General features: G+C 70.0%; 15 protein-coding genes and 1 tRNA gene. 7 read left to right on the plus strand and 9 right to left on the minus strand.

Going from position 1 to position 17,549, the window contains the following annotated elements:
- Positions 1–16: 16 nt before the first annotated feature.
- Positions 17–89 (minus strand) — tRNA-Lys (locus CHAN_RS11625).
- A gap of 327 nt (positions 90–416) precedes the next feature.
- Here CHAN_RS11625 and CHAN_RS11630 point away from each other — a divergent pair.
- Genes CHAN_RS11630 through cydC form a run of 4 tightly spaced genes read left to right on the plus strand, consistent with a single transcriptional unit; the run spans position 417 to position 6,062 of the window.
- Positions 417–1,940 (plus strand): cytochrome ubiquinol oxidase subunit I, encoded by a 1,524-nt coding sequence (locus CHAN_RS11630; protein WP_048742516.1) that lies wholly within the window; start codon positions 417–419, stop codon positions 1,938–1,940.
- Between the two features lie 5 nt (positions 1,941–1,945).
- Positions 1,946–2,959: a cytochrome d ubiquinol oxidase subunit II gene (gene cydB, locus CHAN_RS11635; protein ID WP_290289936.1), complete on the plus strand. Its 1,014-nt coding sequence runs from the start codon at positions 1,946–1,948 to the stop codon at positions 2,957–2,959.
- On the plus strand, positions 2,956–4,476 hold the full coding sequence (locus CHAN_RS11640) for an ABC transporter ATP-binding protein/permease (RefSeq protein ID WP_290289938.1): 1,521 nt from the start codon (positions 2,956–2,958) through the stop codon (positions 4,474–4,476). Before cydB ends, CHAN_RS11640 begins: the two co-directional genes overlap by 4 nt.
- Positions 4,473–6,062 (plus strand): thiol reductant ABC exporter subunit CydC, encoded by a 1,590-nt coding sequence (gene cydC, locus CHAN_RS11645; protein WP_290289940.1) that lies wholly within the window; start codon positions 4,473–4,475, stop codon positions 6,060–6,062. The genes CHAN_RS11640 and cydC overlap by 4 nt, the downstream gene beginning before the upstream one ends.
- Positions 6,063–6,086: 24 nt before the next feature.
- On the opposite strand, the gene CHAN_RS11650 is transcribed toward cydC, so the two are convergent.
- Both CHAN_RS11650 and CHAN_RS11655 read right to left on the minus strand, forming a co-directional pair.
- Complete coding sequence (locus CHAN_RS11650; protein WP_053088105.1) at positions 6,087–7,085, minus strand: chymotrypsin family serine protease; 999 nt, start codon at positions 7,083–7,085, stop codon at positions 6,087–6,089.
- A gap of 197 nt (positions 7,086–7,282) precedes the next feature.
- On the minus strand, positions 7,283–8,578 hold the full coding sequence (locus CHAN_RS11655) for an acetyl-CoA hydrolase/transferase family protein (RefSeq protein WP_290289944.1): 1,296 nt from the start codon (positions 8,576–8,578) through the stop codon (positions 7,283–7,285).
- A 195-nt stretch (positions 8,579–8,773) separates the two neighbouring features.
- Here CHAN_RS11655 and dusB point away from each other — a divergent pair, with 195 nt between their 5' ends.
- Positions 8,774–9,883, plus strand: a complete 1,110-nt coding sequence (dusB, locus tag CHAN_RS11660) for a tRNA dihydrouridine synthase DusB (protein ID WP_377748500.1) — start codon at positions 8,774–8,776, stop codon at positions 9,881–9,883.
- A 92-nt stretch (positions 9,884–9,975) separates the two neighbouring features.
- Positions 9,976–10,704: a phosphate signaling complex protein PhoU gene (phoU, locus tag CHAN_RS11665; protein ID WP_048742559.1), complete on the plus strand. Its 729-nt coding sequence runs from the start codon at positions 9,976–9,978 to the stop codon at positions 10,702–10,704.
- A 72-nt stretch (positions 10,705–10,776) separates the two neighbouring features.
- On the opposite strand, the gene pstB is transcribed toward phoU, so the two are convergent.
- The 6 genes from pstB to CHAN_RS11695 all read right to left on the minus strand — a co-directional run bounded on the left by pstB (position 10,777) and on the right by CHAN_RS11695 (position 16,611).
- A complete protein-coding gene (gene pstB, locus CHAN_RS11670) occupies positions 10,777–11,553 on the minus strand; it encodes a phosphate ABC transporter ATP-binding protein PstB (RefSeq protein ID WP_048742523.1) in 777 nt (258 codons plus the stop codon).
- 39 nt (positions 11,554–11,592) lie between these two features.
- The gene (gene pstA / locus CHAN_RS11675) at positions 11,593–12,525 is read right to left on the minus strand and encodes a phosphate ABC transporter permease PstA (protein ID WP_290289950.1); all 933 of its coding nucleotides are present in this window, start codon (positions 12,523–12,525) and stop codon (positions 11,593–11,595) included.
- A gap of 10 nt (positions 12,526–12,535) precedes the next feature.
- Positions 12,536–13,591, minus strand: a complete 1,056-nt coding sequence (pstC, locus tag CHAN_RS11680) for a phosphate ABC transporter permease subunit PstC (protein ID WP_290289952.1) — start codon at positions 13,589–13,591, stop codon at positions 12,536–12,538.
- A 165-nt stretch (positions 13,592–13,756) separates the two neighbouring features.
- On the minus strand, positions 13,757–14,815 hold the full coding sequence (gene pstS, locus CHAN_RS11685; protein ID WP_290289954.1) for a phosphate ABC transporter substrate-binding protein PstS: 1,059 nt from the start codon (positions 14,813–14,815) through the stop codon (positions 13,757–13,759).
- A 228-nt stretch (positions 14,816–15,043) separates the two neighbouring features.
- Positions 15,044–15,928 carry a mycothiol synthase gene (gene mshD, locus CHAN_RS11690; RefSeq protein ID WP_290289957.1) on the minus strand — a complete coding sequence of 295 codons (885 nt, stop codon included), beginning with the start codon at positions 15,926–15,928 and terminating at the stop codon, positions 15,044–15,046.
- The gene (locus tag CHAN_RS11695) at positions 15,925–16,611 is read right to left on the minus strand and encodes a winged helix family transcriptional regulator (RefSeq protein WP_048742528.1); all 687 of its coding nucleotides are present in this window, start codon (positions 16,609–16,611) and stop codon (positions 15,925–15,927) included. Before CHAN_RS11695 ends, mshD begins: the two co-directional genes overlap by 4 nt.
- 93 nt (positions 16,612–16,704) lie before the next feature.
- Here CHAN_RS11695 and CHAN_RS11700 point away from each other — a divergent pair, with 93 nt between their 5' ends.
- On the plus strand, positions 16,705–17,544 hold the full coding sequence (locus CHAN_RS11700) for an LmeA family phospholipid-binding protein (RefSeq protein WP_048742530.1): 840 nt from the start codon (positions 16,705–16,707) through the stop codon (positions 17,542–17,544).
- The last annotated feature ends 5 nt before the right edge of the window (positions 17,545–17,549 follow it).

Here is a 17,549-nt window from a genome sequence, read left to right on the forward strand (position 1 = left end):
GCCAGGACAAACGAAGTGGGCCCCGTGGGGCTCGAACCCACGACCTACGGATTAAAAGTCCGCAGCTCTACCAACTGAGCTAGAGGCCCGCGCCACACGCGGCCACGGGGGCTCATGCGACGACGCAGGAAATCCTACCGCCCCCGCCCCGCGCGGCGAAAAGCGGCCCGCCGCATGTCGCGCGGACGGCCTCCCGGCGGTGCCGCGGATCACTTCGCACCGAAATGTTCACCCCCGCCCGGTTTCACGACAACCCGTCGTCAAGCGACGAAAGGCCCACTACGATTACCCCCACCCCTATCGACGGCGGGAACCTCCGCACGGCGCGGCCCGACTGTACCAATGGGGGACTTTTTTGCCCTCCGGTCGGTTTCTCAAGCCCTTTCCCTAGCCAGCTTTCCGCTTAGGAGCGTTCCATGGACGTCGTGGACGTGGCACGGTGGCAATTCGGCATCACCACCGTGTACCACTTCATATTCGTGCCGCTGACCATCGGTTTGGCGCCGATGGTCGCGCTGATGCAGACGATGTGGCAAGTCACGGGCAAGGCCCATTGGTACCGGGCCACCCGATTTTTCGGCACCGTTTTCCTGATCAACTTCGCCATGGGCGTGGCCACGGGCATCGTCCAGGAATTCCAGTTCGGCATGAACTGGTCGGAGTACTCGAGAATGGTCGGCGACGTCTTCGGCGGGCCGCTGGCCCTCGAGGGCCTGATCGCCTTCTTCCTCGAGTCGACGTTCCTGGGCCTGTGGATCTTCGGCTGGGGGCGCATCCCCGGCTGGCTGCACACGGCGTCGATCTGGGTCGTCGCGGTGGCGGTCAACCTCTCCGCGTACTTCATCATCGTGGCCAATTCCTTCATGCAGCACCCGGTCGGCGCGGTGTACAACCCGGAAACCGGCCGCGCCGAGCTCAACGACATCGTCGCGCTGCTGACCAACCCCACCGCACTGGCGGCGTTCCCGCACGCGGTGGCGGGTTCCCTGCTCACCGCCGGCACGTTCGTCCTGGGCGTGACCGGCTGGTGGATGATCAAGGCCGCCCGGCGCGGCGAGGAACGCCACGACGCGCACCGCCCGGCCCACCGCATGGGCTGGTGGACGGTCCTGCTGTCCTCCATCGGCGTGGCGTGGACCGGCGACATCCAGGCGAAGCTGATGTTCGTGCAGCAGCCGATGAAGATGGCGTCGGCCGAGTCGCTGTGCCACACCGAGACCAACCCGAACTTCTCCATCCTGTCGATCGGCACGCACAACAACTGCGAGTCCGTCGTCCACGTCCTCGATCTGCCGTGGGTCCTGCCCTTCCTGGCCGAGGGCAAGTTCACCGGCGTCACCCTCGAAGGCGTGCTCGACCTGCAGAAGCGCTACGAGATGATGTTCGGCCCCGGCAACTACCAGCCGAACCTTTTCGTCACCTACTGGTCCTTCCGCGCCATGATCGGCCTGATGGCCGGCTCGCTGGCGATCGCCTTCTTCAGCTGGCTGTTCACCCGAGGCGGCCGCCTGCCGAAGGGCCGTTGGGCCACATGGTTCGCGTGGGGCTCCGTCGCCGCGATCCCCTTCCCGTTCCTGGCGAACTCCGCCGGCTGGATCTTCACGGAAATGGGCCGCCAGCCCTGGGTCGTCCACCCGAACCCCGAGTCCGCCGGTGACCCGAGAACCGAGCTGATCCGCATGACCGTCGACATGGGCGTGTCCGATCACGCACCCTGGACCGTGATGCTCACCCTGGCCGGATTCACCCTGATCTACCTGATCCTCGCAATCGTGTGGTTCAGGCTCATCCAACGCGTCGTCGTCGCCGGGCCGCCGGCCGAATCCGGCCCGTCCGCCACCGGGGAGGGCCCGTCGGCCACCGTCGGCGCGGCCGCGCCCGTGCGGTTCGCGGCCGCCGCCCGCTCCGACGACCTCGCACCCGCCGGAAAGGACGCGTGATCACCATGTCCGGTCTCGATCTCCCGGTCGTCTGGTTCGTCCTGGTGGCGTTCCTGTTCGCCGGCTACTTCCTCCTCGAGGGATTCGACTTCGGCATCGGCATCCTGCTGCCGATCCTCGGCCGCGACGAAGCCCGCCGCAGCGCCATGCTGCGCACCATCGGCCCCGTGTGGGACGGCAACGAGGTGTGGCTGATCACCGCCGGCGGCGCGCTGTTCGCGGCGTTCCCCGAGTGGTACGCCACCATGTTCTCCGGCTTTTACCTGCCGCTGTTCCTGATCCTGCTGGCGCTGATCGTCCGCATCGTCGGGCTGGAGTGGCGCAAGAAGGTCGACGACGACGCGTGGCGCCGGCGCTGCGACGCCGCGATCATCGTCGGTTCGTGGCTGCCGCCGGTGCTGTGGGGCGTGGCCGTGGCCAACCTGGTCCGCGGCGTGCCCCTGGACGCCGACCACGGCATGTCCAGCGGCCTCGACGTGCTGGTCGGCCTGCTCAACCCCTACGCGCTGCTCGGCGGCGCGGCGCTGACCGCGGTGTTCGTCCTCCACGGCCTGACTTTCCTGCGGCTGAAGACCGCCGGCGGCCTGCGCGAGTCCGCGGAGACGGTGCTCCGTCCCGTGGCGGGGGCGGCGGTGGTCCTCGGCGCCGCCTTCGTGCTGTGGACGCAGATCGTGCACGGCAAGCCGTGGACCTGGGCGGTCGCGGTGCTCGCGCTGCTCGGCGTCGTCGGCGGCGTGGCCATGGTCCTGCGCGGGCGCGACGGCATCGCCTTCACCGCGACGTCGGTCGCCATCGTCTCGGTGACGGTGCTGATCTTCGGGTCGATGTTCCCGTGGCTCATGCCGACGACCCTCGCCGACGGCGCGGGCCTGGACGTGTGGAACGCCGCGTCGAACCCGTACACGCTGACCATCATGACGTGGTCGGCGCTGTTCATCACGCCGCTGGTCATCGCGTACCAGGCGTGGACGTACTGGGTCTTCCGCAAGCGCATCACCGCGGAGCCGATCCCCGCATGACCCGCCGCGGCCCCGTCGATCCCCGTTTGGCCCGGCTCTCCGCCCCGGCCCGGCGGTGGATCGCCGTGGCCGCGCTGCTGGCGGCGCTGCGGGTCATCGGCGTCCTCGCCTTCGGCGTGCTCGCGGGCACGACGGCGGCGGCGATCATCGCGGGGGACGGCGGCGTCGCGGATCATTCCGCGCATCTGGCGGGCCTGGCCGCGATCGCCGTGGCCCGGGCGGCGGTGGCGTGGGCGGAGGCCCGCTTCGGCCGTCGCGCCGGGGCCGAGGTCGTCGCGGACCTGCGCGCCCGCACCCTCGCCCGGCTGGCCGCCGCGGATCCCAGGAATGTGGATCGCGCGCGGTGGCGCACCCTGCTCGGCGAGGGCATCGAGGGCGTCGGCCCGTACATCGCGGGCTACCTCCCCGCGCTGGCGTCGACCGTCATCGCGACCCCGGCCGCGCTGGCGGCGGTGTGGTGGCTCGACGCGGGTTCGGCGCTGATCGCCCTGGTCACGCTGCCGCTCATCCCCATCTTCATGTGGCTGGTGGGCACGCTGACGGCCGGTCGCACGGCCCGCCGCCTGCGCGATCTGGGCCTGCTGTCGGATCAGATGCTCGACCTCGTCGCCGGCCTGCCCACGCTGCGGGCGTTCGGTCGCCAGCGCGCGCCGGCCGAGGAAATCCGCCGCCTGTCCGACGCCCACCGCACCTCCACCATGTCCGTGCTGCGCATCGCGTTCCTGTCCGGCTTCGTCCTCGAATTCCTGGCGACCCTGTCGGTGGCGCTGGTCGCGGTCGGCATCGGTTTCCGCCTGATCGACGGCGGCATGACGCTGGCGGCGGGCCTGACGGTGCTCATCATCGTCCCGGAGGTCTACGGCCCGGTCCGCGAGGTCGGCGTGCGGTTCCACGACGCGCAGGACGGGTTGGCGGCCATCGACGAGGTCTTTTCGCTTGACGACGGCCCGGCCGCACCGCGGTCCGCCCCGCAGGTGGATCACGCCCGGCCCGACGCGGGCATCCGGGTCACGTTCGATCGCCTGACCGCCGCCGGGCGAGACGGCGACCGTCCGCGGGACCTGTCGGGGGTCGCCGAGCCCGGCGCGATCACCGTCCTGGCCGGCGGAAACGGGTCCGGCAAGTCGACGGCGCTGCTGGCGCTGCTGGGCATCGTCGTCGACGGGGTGACGGGCACCGCCGCCGCGGTCGGCCCGGACGGGCCGCTCGTCGGCGAGGACCTGTGGCGGCGCACGTCCTACGTGCCGCAGCGCCCGGTGCTCGACGCCGCTCTCGTCGGGGATGCGTCGGGCCTGTCCCTCGGCGAGAGGCAGCGCGTCGCCGTCGGCGCGGAACTGCTCCGGGGCCGCGAGCTGCTCGTCCTGGACGAGCCCACCGCCCACCTGGACGAGGGGAATGCCGCGGAGATGATGGCCCTGCTGCGCCGCCGCGCGGACGAGGGCGCCACGGTGCTGCTGGCCTCCCATGATCCGGTGGCCCTCGCCGCCGCCGACGTCGTCGTGGAGGTGGCCCGATGAGCCTGGCCTCCGACCTCCGCGCCCTGCGCGCCGCCCGACCGCTGACCGGCCTCCGCGCGCGCGAGCTCGTCGCCCCCGTCGCGGCGGGCTCGGTGACGCTCATCTCGGCGCTGGCGCTGACCATCGTGTCGGCGTGGCTGATCACGAAGGCGTGGCAGCGGCCCGCCATCATGGAGCTCACCGTCGCCGTCACGGCGGTGCGCGCGCTGGGCATCTCGCGCGCGGTGTTCCGGTACCTCGACCGCATCGTCTCGCACGACCTCGCTCTGACCTGCGCCGCTCGCACCCGCACCGCCGCGTACCGGGCCCTCGCCGACGGCGCGTCCCCGCGGACCATGCGCCTGAGCCGCGGCTCGCTGCTCACGCGCCTCGGCGACGACGTCGACCTCGTCTCCGACGTCGTGGTCCGCGCCCTCGTGCCGGCCGGCGTCGCGGCCGTGACGTCGGTGGCCGCCGTCGCGTTCACCGCGCTGCTCTCCCCCGCCGCGGCGATTGCCCTGGCCGTCGGCCTGCTCGTCGCCGGCACCGTGGCGCCGTGGGCCTCCGCCCGCGCCGCGCGCATCGCGGCGCAAAGGCGGGCGGCCGCAATGGAGGACCACGTCACCGCGGTCGACCGGGTGCTGTCCGACGCGCCCGCGCTGCGCGTGCGCGGGGACATCGGCGACGCGCTTTCCGACGCCGACCGCGCCGCCCGCCGCCTGGCCGCCGCCGACGAGGCCGCCGCACCCGCCGACGCCGCCGGAGCCGCGATCTCCGTGCTCGCGTCGGCGCTGACGGTCGTCGCGGTGGTGGCCGTCGCCGGGCTCGCCGCGCCGGAACATTCGCCGCAGTGGCTCGGCGTGCTGGTGCTCCTGCCGCTGGCCGCCTTCGAATCCGTCGCCGCGCTGCCCGGCGCCGCGGTCGCGGTCACGGGCGCCGCCGGCGCCGCACGCAGGCTCGCCGAATTGACCGGGCCGGGCGAAGCGGATCCCGCGCGGGCGTCGTCAAGCGAAGGCGTCCCGCAACGGCCCCGCCTGCGGGCCCGCGGCCTGGTCTACGGCCACGACCGCGACCTCGGCGTGCGCGACCTGGACCTGCCTTTCGGGGCGCGGGAGACCATCGTCGCGCCCTCCGGCTCGGGCAAGACGACGCTGCTGATGACGCTGGCCGGGCTGCTGCCGCCCCGCGGCGGCGACTGCTCCGCGCCGGGGGCGCTGTTCGTCGCCGAAGACGGGCACGTCTTCGCCACCACCGTGCGCGACAACCTCGCGGTCGGGGCGCCGGACGCGACCGACGGGATGATGGACGCCGCCCTGCGCGCGGTGGGCCTCGGCGACTGGGTGGCGGGGCTGCCCGACGGCCTGGGCACCGTCCTCGCCGCCGGCGCCGACGACCTGTCCGGCGGCCAACGCAGGCGGCTGCTGCTGGCGCGGGCCCTGCTCACCGACGCCCCGATCCTGCTCCTCGACGAACCCTTCGAGCACCTCGACGACGCCGGCGCCGCCGAACTGCGCGCGATCCTCGCCGCGCCCGCCCTGCCGGGAGCGCGGGCCGAACGGACCGTCGTCATCGTGGAGCACCCGCGCACGGGGGCCCGCCGGGGTTAGGGCAGGAGAGTTAGGGCAGGAGAGCTAGGGCAGGGGCAGTTCCGGCAGCGGGATCTCGGGCAGGCCCGGGATCTTCGGCAGCGGCGACGACGGCGCCTGCTCCGGCTCGTTCTCTGCGATCCAGGCCTCGTCGGCCGCGATGTCCTGGCCGATGGTGCGGAACTCGCTGTGCGGCTCGGTGGATTCCTCCACCTGGAAATGCTCGTTGACCTTGCCGTCCTCGATGCCGTAGGCGTCCTGCAGCGCCTGGTCGGCCGGCTGGTAGCGCGACACCGGGCCGACGGCCATGGAATTGATGCCGACGACCTGGTTCGTGCGGGGATCGTAGGCGTTTCCGCCCGAATCGCCCTTCTCCAGGCGGGACACCGCCCACACGCCGTTGCGGACGCGGAAGATCTGGACGCCGCAGTTGCGGCCGGAACGGGCGCCGTCGGAGCAGACCGGCTGCCCGAAGTTGTCCACCGAAACCTCGCCCGGCTGGAGCTCGCGGTAGTCGACGACCCCGGTCATCTGCGCGCCCTCGCCGTGCACGCGCCCGTCTTCGTCGACGGAGCGGCTGACGGACGTGGCGTCGACGTCCTCGTCGAGTTCGACGAAGGCGTAGTCGGAGCCGTTGAGCATCGAATCCAGGAGGTTGCCGCCGCCCTCGAAGTCGGAGTCGTCCGGCATGAAGAACATGGCCGGGCCGACCTCGCCGATGCGCACGTCGCCCTCCGGGGCCGGGGCGTAGATCACGCCGCTCGACTTCGGCATGCCCTCGTGGCCCTCCTTGTTCACGCAGTGGCCGGCCGTGAGGATTACGCGGTGCCGGTTGCCGTCGGCGTCGGTGACGGTGCCGGGCACGCTCGTCGAGCACATGCCCGTCCGGACGTGGCGGCCGCCGTCGACGACGGCCCCGGGCTCGGGCATGCGGATCGGGGAACCCGGCCCCACGGTGACGGCGTTGGCGGCGGCCGGTGCGGCGAAGGTGGCTCCGGCGGCGATCATCGCGGCGATGATCGACGTGCTCCGATTCAATTTCATGGGGTTCCCCTGTGCGTGTCGTTGGAATCTTCCGGCCTTGTGGGCCTTACGGAAGAAACGGTAACCGCGTAAACCCGCCCCTGCGAGGCGTTTCGGGAGGATGTCGCCGAACACCGCCCCACTGGTTTACGGCATGCACTTGAGTCACGGCCGCACCAGGGAAGCGGTGTTGCGGTCACCCGAAGGAGGGGGCCGCGCTACTTCGACGCGAGACGGGAAATGATGTTGTATTCGCGCGCCTGACGGTAGAGCTCCTCGCGATGGTCGGGGTGGGCGACCTCGATGAGGCGCTGCGCGCGCGTCGAGTAGTCCGTGCCGCGCAGGCGGGCGATGCCGTGCTCGGTGACCACGTTGTCGATGTAGTTCTTGTGCGTGGTCACCGGCGAGTTGCGGCCGAGCTCCACCTTGATCCGGCTCGTGCCGTCGCGGGTGACCGACGGGCACACGATGTAGCCGCGGCCGCCCTTCGAGCGGCGCGCGCCGATGGCGAAGTCCAGCTGGCCGCCCGAACCCGAGTAGAACCGGCCGGCGACCGTCTCCGACGCCGCCTGGCCGAGCAGGTCGACTTCGGTGGTGGCGTTGACGCTGACCATGTTGGGCTCGAGGCCGATGAGGAAGGGGTCGTTGGTCCGCTCGACCGAATCGAGGTAGACGACGGGGTTGCGGTCGACCCAGTCGTAGAGCTTGCGGGTGCCCATGATGAACGTGGCCACGCACTGGCGCTGGTGCGAGCGCTTGAAGCGGCCGGTCACGGCGCCGCATTCGACCAGGTCCATGACGCCGTCGGACATCAGCTCGGTGTGCACGCCGAGGTCCTTGCGGTCCTTGAGCATGGCCAGGATCGCGTTGGGCAGCTTGCCGATGCCCAACTGCAGGCAATCGCGGTCGCCGATCTCCGGGGCGATGAGCTCGGCGATCTGGTGCTCGGCCGACCCCTTCTCCGGCAGCAGCGGCGGAACCTCGAGGACGGGGGCGTCGGAACGCGTGGCGCCGACCATCTGGCGGGCGTGGATCTGGTTCTGCCCGAAGGAGTGCGGGATCTTCGGGTTGATCTCGCCGAAGATCGGCAGGTTGCCGATGAACTGCACGGAGTAGTCGGCGCCGAGGCCGATGGACATGTAGCCGTGCTCGTCCGGCTCAGACACCGCGGCGATGAGGATGTCCGGCTTGACGTGGTCGCGGACCAGCTCCGGGATCATGGAGAAGTTGACCGGGTACAGCTCGCTGGTGCCGTTGCCGTGGCCCTTGCGCGAGCCGCCGCCGAGGAAGAACTCGTGGTGCGTGAGCTTCCCCGGGTATTCGCCCATCTGGTAGGGGCGGACCGACTCGGTGCACATCTGGTAGATGTGCACGTCCTCGAGCTGATCGGCATGCGCTTCGAGCATGTCGAGAAGGGCGGGGGGCTCGCATGCGGCCACCGGCACGAGGATCTTGGTGCCGGGCTTGATGTGGTCCAGCAACGCCTCCGGCGCCAGGTCGAGGTGGTCGTGCACGTCTTGTCCTTCCATTCGGTTAATGACTCTTCACACAAACTACATGGTTTTGTGAGAGCAGACACCCCCGGGGTGGGGACCCTTTCGGGCGGCCAACGCCGATTTCGCGGCTCACCCTCCCGGTGAGACAATGCGCCCGTGACAGAACTCCGCATCGGCCCCCATCAACTCGCTTCCCCCGTCGTGCTCGCGCCCATGGCGGGCGTGACCAACGTGGCGTTCCGTTCGCTGTGCCGCGAACAGGAGAGGGAGCGGATGGGGACGGTCGCCGGTCTCTACGTCTGCGAGATGGTGACGGCGCGCGCCCTGGTCGAGCGCAACGAGAAGACGATGCACATGACCACGTTCGCCGCCGACGAGGATCCGCGGAGCCTGCAGCTCTACACCACCGACCCGGAATGGACGTACGAGGCGGCGAAGATGATCGCCGACGAGAACCTCGCCGACCACATCGACATGAACTTCGGCTGCCCCGTGCCCAAGGTGACGCGCCGCGGCGGCGGGTCGGCGCTGCCGTACAAGCGCCGCCTGTTCGGCAACATCGTCGCCGCGGCGGTGCGCGCGACCGAGGGCACCGGCATCCCCGTGACGGTGAAGTTCCGCGTCGGCATCGACGAGGATCACCACACGCACCTCGACGCCGGCCGCATCGCCGCGGACAACGGGGCCGTCGCCGTCGCTCTGCATGCCCGCACGGCCTCGCAGCGCTACTCCGGCGAGGCCGATTGGTCGCAGATCGCGCGTCTGAAGGAGCACATGGTCGATTCGGGCCACGGGGCGGTGCCGGTGCTGGGCAACGGCGACATCTTCGCCGCCGGCGACGCCCGCCGCATGATGGACGAAACCGGCTGCGACGGCGTCGTCGTCGGCCGCGGCTGCCTGGGCCGCCCGTGGCTGTTCGCGCAGCTGTCCGCCGAGCTGCGGGGCCTGCCCGTGCCCCCTCCCCCGACGTTCGCCGAGGTCGCGGGCATCATCCGCCGCCACGCGGAGCTCCTGGTGCGTCACGAGGGCGAGCGCAAGGGCTGCCGTGACCTGCGCAAGCACATCGGCTGGTACCTCCGCGGGTACCCGGCCGGCTCGGAGGTCCGTTCCTCCCTGGCGCGCGTGTCCACGCTCGCCGAGCTCGACGAGGTCCTCGCCCCGCTTCACGACGGCCCCCACGCGGGCGCCCTCCCGGACGACGCCGACGGTGCGCGGGGCCGGCAGGGGTCGCCGGGCAAGGTCGTGCTCCCCGAGGGCTGGCTGGACGACCCGGAAGATGAAACCGTGCCCGTGGGTGCGGATTTGATGCACTCGGGCGGTTAATCGCCCCTCATTCGGGGGCCAATTCGGCGCAATTGGCGGCCCGGGCCATCCCGGCAGGCAAAAGGTTGGGCTTGGCCCTACTATTGGTGACCATGCGCACCGTTTACCGCGAACAGATGGACACCCTCGCCCACGGCCTGATCGTCATGTGCGACCACGTCCATGGCATGCACCGCGCCGCCTGCAAGGCGCTCTTCGACGCCGACCTCGAGGCGGCCGAGTCGGTTCTCAGCTCCCTCGACAAGCTCGATGAATTCCGCATTTCCGCCGAAGACCGCGCTTTCGAGCTGCTCGCCCGCGAGGCTCCGGTGGCCCGCGATCTGCGCCAGGTCGTCTCCGGCATCTACATCGTCGAGGACATGGCGCGCATGGGCGCCCTGTCGGTCCACATCGCCAACACCGCCCGCCGCCGCCACCCCGAGAAGGCCCTGCCGGAGCACGTGGAGGGTTACTTCCGCGAGATGGCCGCGGTGTCGGACAAGATCACCCACGAGACCCGCCAGGTCCTCATCGACTACGACGTCGCCAGCGCCCTCCGCATCAACGAGGAGGATGACGCGATCGACGACATCCACAGCCACCTCTTCACGCTGACGACCTCCGACGAGTGGGGCCAGAGCCCCGCCGCCACCGTCGACGTGACCCTGCTGAGCCGCTACTTCGAGCGCTACGCCGACCACGGCGTCGCCGTCGCCGCCCGCATCGTCTACCTGGCCACCGGCTACAAGCAGGAGGACTACATGCGCGAGATCGACACCGAGGAGCGCCGCGCGTCGATCACCAAGCGCCTGTCGGATCTTGAGCGCCACTTCAACTCCTGACGCCCCGGTCGACGCGCGAAAAGAGCCCCGCCCCACCGTTTCCGGTGGGGCGGGGCTCTTTTCCCGCGGTGGCTATCCGAAGCGGCCCGAGATGTAGTCCTCGGTCTCCTTCTTGTCCGGGTTCTCGAAGATCTTCTTCGTCGGCCCGACCTCGACGAGCTGGCCGGGCTTGCCGGTCGCCTCGAGGGAGAAGAACGCGGTCTGGTCGGACACGCGGGCGGCCTGCTGCATGTTGTGCGTGACGATCACGATGGTGAAGTCTTCCTTCAGCTCGTGGATCAGGTCCTCGATCGCCAGCGTGGAAATCGGGTCCAGGGCCGAGCAGGGCTCGTCCATGAGCAGGACCTCGGGCTCGACCGCGATGGCGCGGGCGATGCACAGGCGTTGCTGCTGGCCGCCGGACAGGCCGCCGCCCGGCTTGTCCAGGCGGTCCTTGACCTCTTCCCAGAGGTTCGCGGAACGCAGCGACGCCTCGGCGACCTCCTTGAGCTTCTTCTTGTTCTTCTCGCCGGCCAGCTTCAGGCCGGCGACGACGTTGTCCTCGATGGACATGGTCGGGAACGGGTTGGGGCGCTGGAACACCATGCCGATGGTGTTGCGGACCGACACCGGGTCGATCTTCGGGCCGTAGATGTTCTCGCCGTCCAGCAGGACCTCACCGGTGACGTACGCGCCGGGGATGACCTCGTGCATGCGGTTGAGGGAACGCAGCACGGTGGACTTGCCGCAGCCGGAGGGACCGATGAAGGCGGTCACGGAACGCGGCGGGACGTGGAGGTTGACGTTCTTCACGGCGTGGAAGTCGCCGTAGAAGATGTCGACGTTGTTCAGATCGAGGCGCTTGGCCATGATTCGGGGTCTCTTTCCTGTGAATTGGGCCGGCGGCCGCTACTGCTTGACGGAGAACATCGCGGAGATGGCGCGGGCGGCGATGTTGATGATCGCGATGATGAGCACCAGCGTCAGCGCGGCGCCCCACATCCTGTCGAACGCGGCGCCCGTGTTGCCCGTCTTGTACATGTCGAGCATGAACAGGGGCAGCGAGGACTGCGACTGGCCGAACGGGTTCCACGTGATGATTCGCGAGGTCGCGACCAGGATCAGCATGGGCGCCGACTCGCCCATGACGCGGGCGATGGCGAGCATGATGCCGGTGACGATGCCGGACAGGGCCGTCGGCAGCACGATCTTGGCGATGGTCTTCCACTTGGGGACGCCCAGCGCGTAGGAGGCCTCGCGCAGGTCGGCGGGGACGACGCGCAGCATCTCCTCGGTGTTGCGGATGACGATGGGCAGCATCAGCAGCACCAGGGCCAGCGACACGGCGAAGCCGGAGCGGTTCATGCCGAACATGACCACCCACATCGAGTAGATGAACAGCGACGCGACGATGGACGGCACGCCGGAGAGGATGTCGACCATGAACGTCGTGGTCTTGCCCAGGCGGGACTCGCCCGCGTACTCGACCAGGTAGATGGCCACGAAGATGCCGAAGGGCACCGTGATGAGCGAGGTGACCACGGCCTGGACGAGGGTGCCGATGATGGCGTGGGCGACGCCGCCGGCATCCGAGCCGGCCGTCACGCCGAGCTGCGACTTGGTCCACCAATCGAGGGACATGACCACGGGCAACCCGCGGGCGACGACCTCGTAGAGCACCCAGCCCAGCGGGATGAGCGCCAGCGCCATGCAGGTCGTGATGAGGACCGTCGCGATGTTGTCGCCGAGCTTGCGGGAGCCCTTGATCGGGGTGAACGCCGACTCGGTCGTCGGGACCCTGGCGCCGGGGTCGTCGATGAGGGCCTGATTGTCGATTGCCATTGTCTGTCCCCTACTTCTTGGCGATGATTCGGGCGGCGGAGTTGACCACGAAGGTCAGGAAGAACAGGACCAGTCCGGCGGACATGTACGCGCCCGCCTTGAGGTCGTCGTTGAACTCCGGGGCCGCGTTGGCGATCGCGGTGGCGAAGGTGGTGCCGCCGTCGAAGAACGAGCCGCGGAACGCCGCGGACGGGGAGATGACCAGGTACAGGGCCATCGTCTCGCCGAGCGCGCGGCTGAGGCCGAGCATCGAGCCGGAGATGTAGCCGGACTTGCCGAAGGGCAGGACGGCGAGGCGGACGGTCTCCCACCGGGTCGCGCCGAGGGCCAGCGACGCCTCGATGTGCCCGCGCGGGGTCTGCACGAACACCTCTCGGGTGGTCGCCGCGATGACCGGGAGGATCATGATGGCCAGCACCACGCCACCGGTGAAGAGGTTGCGGCCGGTCTCGAACGCCGGAGAATTGTCGTACGTCGCGAACAGGAAGATGCCGCTGAGGTTCTTCGCGCCCCAGTTGTAGAAGCCCCCCAGCGCCGGGCCGAGGGCCATGAAGCCCCACAGGCCGTAGACGATCGAGGGGACCGCGGCGAGCAGGTCCACCAGGTAGCCGAGGGGCTTGACCGCCTTCTTCGGCGCGTAGCTGGTCAGGAAGATGGCGATGCCCAGGGCAACGGGCATGGCGATGAGCAGCGCCAGCACCGACACCGCGACGGTCACCAGGAACAGGTTCGGGATGCCGAAGTACATCGCCGACGTGTCGTTCAGGTTCCACCGGTCGTCATACGTCAGGAAGTTCGCCTCGTTGTTTCTCATCGAGGGAATCGAACGCAGGAGCAGGAAGATCGCGATCGCGATGATCGACGCGGTGACGAGCGACGCCGCACCGACGGACAGGGTCCGGAAGATCCGGTCGCCGGGTCGGACGACTCCCTTCGCCACGTCGGGCTCGGCGCCCCCGGGCTCGCCGCCCGGTCCGAGGCGCTGGGCGCCGGTGGCGAATCCCCCGTCGTGCGGGGCATGCTCGGCCATCGACGGATCTCCCGTGGCAGGAGTGGATGATGTCATTGAGTTTCCTTGGCTGGTGAGCTGTGGGGTGTAACTGCCCTGGACGCACCACGGGCCGACGGGCCCCTCACCTCCCCGCCGGGGAAGATTCGGGCCAGTCGGCCGCGGTGTCGCAGTGGGTTGCGGTCACCGGCCGGGTCGGCCGGTCACCGCGGTCGAACCGTCTTACTTGATGGCGTCGACGGCGTCGGAGAGCTTCTGCTTGAACTCGCCCTGGACCGGGATGTAGCCCAGGTCCTCGAGCTCCTTGGTCTGACCCTTCTCCAGGACGGTCTTGAAGAAGCTCTTGACCAGGTCGCGGGTGCCCTCGTCGTAGCCCGCGGAGCAGACGATCTCGTAGGTGGTCAGGACGAGCGGGTAGGCGCCCGCCTCGTCCATGCCGAACAGGGCGTCGGAGTCGACGACCATGTCGTTGCCCTCGGACTTGAACTTGACCTTGTCCAGCGCGGCGCCGACGGTGTCGGCGGTGAGCTCGACCGGGCCGTGGCCGAAGTCCATCTTGGCGACGCCCAGCTCCTTGTCCTTGGCGAAGCCGGCCTCGACGTAGGTGATGGCGCCCGGGATCTGGGCGACCTGGTCGACGACGCCGGCGGAGCCGTTGGCGCCCTGGCCGTGGGCGGTCGGGAAGGACTTGGAGGCCTTGTGCTTCCAGTCCTCCGGGGCGGCGGAGGACAGGAACTTCATGAAGTTGTCGGTGGTGCCCGACTCCTCGGAGCGGTAGACGACCGAGATGTCGGTGTCCGGGAGGTCCACGCCCTTGTTCAGCTCGGCGATGGCCGGGTCGTTCCACTTGGTGATCTGGCCGTCGAAGATCTTGGCGGTAACCGACGGGGACAGGGCCACGTCGACGCCCTTGAGGTTGTAGGCAATGGCGACGGGGCCGATGACCATGGGCAGGTGCCAGGCGTCGTTGCCGCCGCAGCGCTCCTTGGCCTTCTCGATCTGGTCGTCCTTCAGCGGCGAGTCCGAGCCGGCGAAGGCGACGGTCTTGGCGAGGAACTGCGACTGGCCCGAACCGGAGCCGGTGGCGTTGTAGGACAGGGTCGAGCCGGACGAGTTCGACTCGAAGAGGGTGGCGAACAGATCCATCGCGCGCTGCTGCGAGGTGGCCCCCTCGCCCTGCAGCTCGCTGTTGGAGCCGCCCTCCGAGCAGGCGGAAAGGGTGAGGCCGGCGACGGCGGTGAGGCCGAGGATGGCGGCGCGGCGGCGGTTGTTCTTCAGCACGGGTGTTCCTCCGGGAGAATTCTCGCTTGCGGGCGTGGCGCCCGACTGGGCTGTCGTATCGAACGGCGGCGGCCCGCCCATGAGACGGCGGGCCACACTCGAACGTCGAAGTCCGGTCGGACCTCGCTGGTTGAAAAACGTATCGGCCGTTGGTTGCCGGATCCCGTGCAGAAGGTGAACGAGAGGTGAACGAGAAGAGTACTTCCTCTCACCTTCCCGAGATGATCCTCACATTCCGTACATCACGTCGCGGCGGGTCACGTCGAACCCCGTTCGCTCATACGTCCGCACGGCGGGGACGTTGTCGCCCTCCACGTAGAGGATCACCCGGTCCGCGCCGCGGTCCCGCAGGTGCCGCATCCCCGCGCGCGTCAGCCAGCCCCCGACGCCCCGCCCGCGGGCGGCGCCCGCCAGGCCGATGACGTACACCTCCCCGACGCCGCCGCCGTGCCACTTCGTCCAGTGGAAGCCGAGGATCTCGCCGCTGCCCTCGTCGACGGCGAACAGCACGCCCGCCGGGTCGAACCACTCGACGTCGCGGCCGCGCCGCAGCTGCGCCAGATCCCATCCGCCCTGCTCCGGGTGCCAGTCGAAGGCCCCGTTGTTGACGGCCAGCCACGCCTCGTCGACGGCCCCCTCCCCCATCCGGGCGCGCGCGGTCGGCAGGTCCTCCAGCCGGATCCCCTCCGGCGCGTCCTCGTCGCCGAGCGCCGCGACCGCTTCGCCCGCGGCGGTCATCTGCAGCAGTTCCCGCACCACCCGGCGGCCGGTGGCCGCCGCCAGCTCCCCCGCGCCGGCGACGTCGCCGTGGGCCCACACGGGCAGCCGCTTTCCGACGAGCCCGTCGACCGCGTCGAGCAGCGCCCGTCCCGCGCCACGGCGGCGGAAATCGGCCGACACCGCGAGTTCGGCGGAATCGTCGGCCACGCCGGCCAATCCGATCAGCGTCCCGTCGTCAAGCACGCGCAGGTGCCGGTGACCGGCCGCGGGATCGGACAGGCCCCGGACGAACGCCTCGCCGAAGGGCTCCACCCCGTCGGCGGACTCGATGGCCGCGAGCAGCGCGCGGGCCTCGGCGGGATCGGGCGCGCCTTCTTCGATGCGGAACGTCACTGCTGGTCCTCCTCGGGTTCGATGGCCTTGTAGCCGACGTTGCGGACCGTCGCGATGAGCCCCTCGTGCCGGTGGCCGAGCTTGGCCCGCAGACGGCGGACGTGGACGTCGACGGTGCGGGTGCCCCCGTAGTAGTCGTAGCCCCACACGTCCTGCAGCAACTGCTCGCGCGTGTAGACGCGGCCGGCGTTGCGGGTGAGGAAGCGCAGCAGCTCGAACTCCTTGAACGTCAGGTCCATGGGCGTGCCGTTGAGCCGGGCGGTGTACGTGTGCTCGTCGACCTCCAGATCGCCGAGGGTGAGCACGGGGCTCTCCTCCGGCTCGGTCACCGGCACCGGCCGGCGGGACAGCAGCAGGCGCAGCCGCGCGTCGATCTCCGCCGGGGTGGCGCCGGGCAGCAGGAAATCGTCGACGGCCCAGGAACCGTCGATGGCGATGAGCGCGGTGTCGGCGGCCAGGACCGCGACCGGGAGGTCCGGATTGGCGCCGGCGATGTGGCGGCACAGTTCGCGGGCGGCCAGGAGGTTCGGGCCGGTGGCGTCGATGATGGCGACGGTGACGTCCTCCAGCAGCGTCGCCGACGCCTCCGTGGCGGGCAGCCGGATTATGTCGTGGTTCAGCAGCCCGATGTTGGGCACGCGCTCGCGGACCTGGGGGTCGTTGCTGACGATGGCCAGGCGCACGGGAGCACACTCCGATTCTCGGGGGTTCGTTTACCACGCTTATCTTAACGGTCGCGCATTCTCGCGCGGGCGCACATGCGGTACTAATGGGGGGTGAGCATTTCTCGCCCGGTCAAACGCATTTCCGCCGCCGTCGGCGCCGTCGCGCTGCTGGCCGTCGGCGCCGATTTCGGTTTGGCCATCCACGCGGAACGCAACCTGGCCAACCGGATCCGCCAGGAAATGAACCTGCCCGCGGACCCCTACGTCAGCCTGGGCGGCGCGGCCTACGCCTCCTCCTTCTTCACCGGCAAGTGGAGCTCAATCCAGGTGCGCGCCCGCGACCTGGAGATCGAGGGCTTCGGCCTGGTGTCCGTCGAGTCCGGCGCGGTCGACGTCGAAGTGCCCAAATCCTCGGTGTGGACGGGCGACTTCGCCGACGGCTTCACCAAGCGCTACCACACGAAACTGCAGCTCGATGGCCTGTCGCTGGGCCGGCAGTTCGGCTTCACGGACCTGGCCATCCAGAACCTCGAGGACGTCTCCCCGGCCGGCGGCTGGGAGACCGAGGCGATTTTCAAGGCCACGCCGAAGGGCTGGTCGGCGCCGGCGGAGGTCGCCGTCAAGCTCCGCATCGTCCGCGGCGACGCGCATTTCACGCCGATCGAGGTCATCTCGGGGCCGGAGGGCCCCGACTCGGACAAGGTGGTGAAGGGCCGCGAGCTTTCCGACGACGCCAAGGCGGCGATCATGCCCGCCTTCGAACTGGAATTGACCGGCGCGGAGCTGCCGCTGCGGCAGCGGCCCACCCGCATCTTCGTGTCCGGCGGGTCCATCTTCATCGAGGGCGACGAGCTGTACCGCACCGTGTCCCCCGAGGATTTCCTGCCGGTGGCCACGCCCGACCCCGAACTCGGCGGGGAGACCGACCGCGGCGGCCGCCCTTCGCAGTAGTCTCG

Origin of the sequence: Corynebacterium hansenii, from assembly GCF_030408795.1 — a bacterium.
In the GTDB taxonomy this organism is placed as follows: Bacteria; Actinomycetota; Actinomycetes; order Mycobacteriales; family Mycobacteriaceae; genus Corynebacterium; species Corynebacterium hansenii.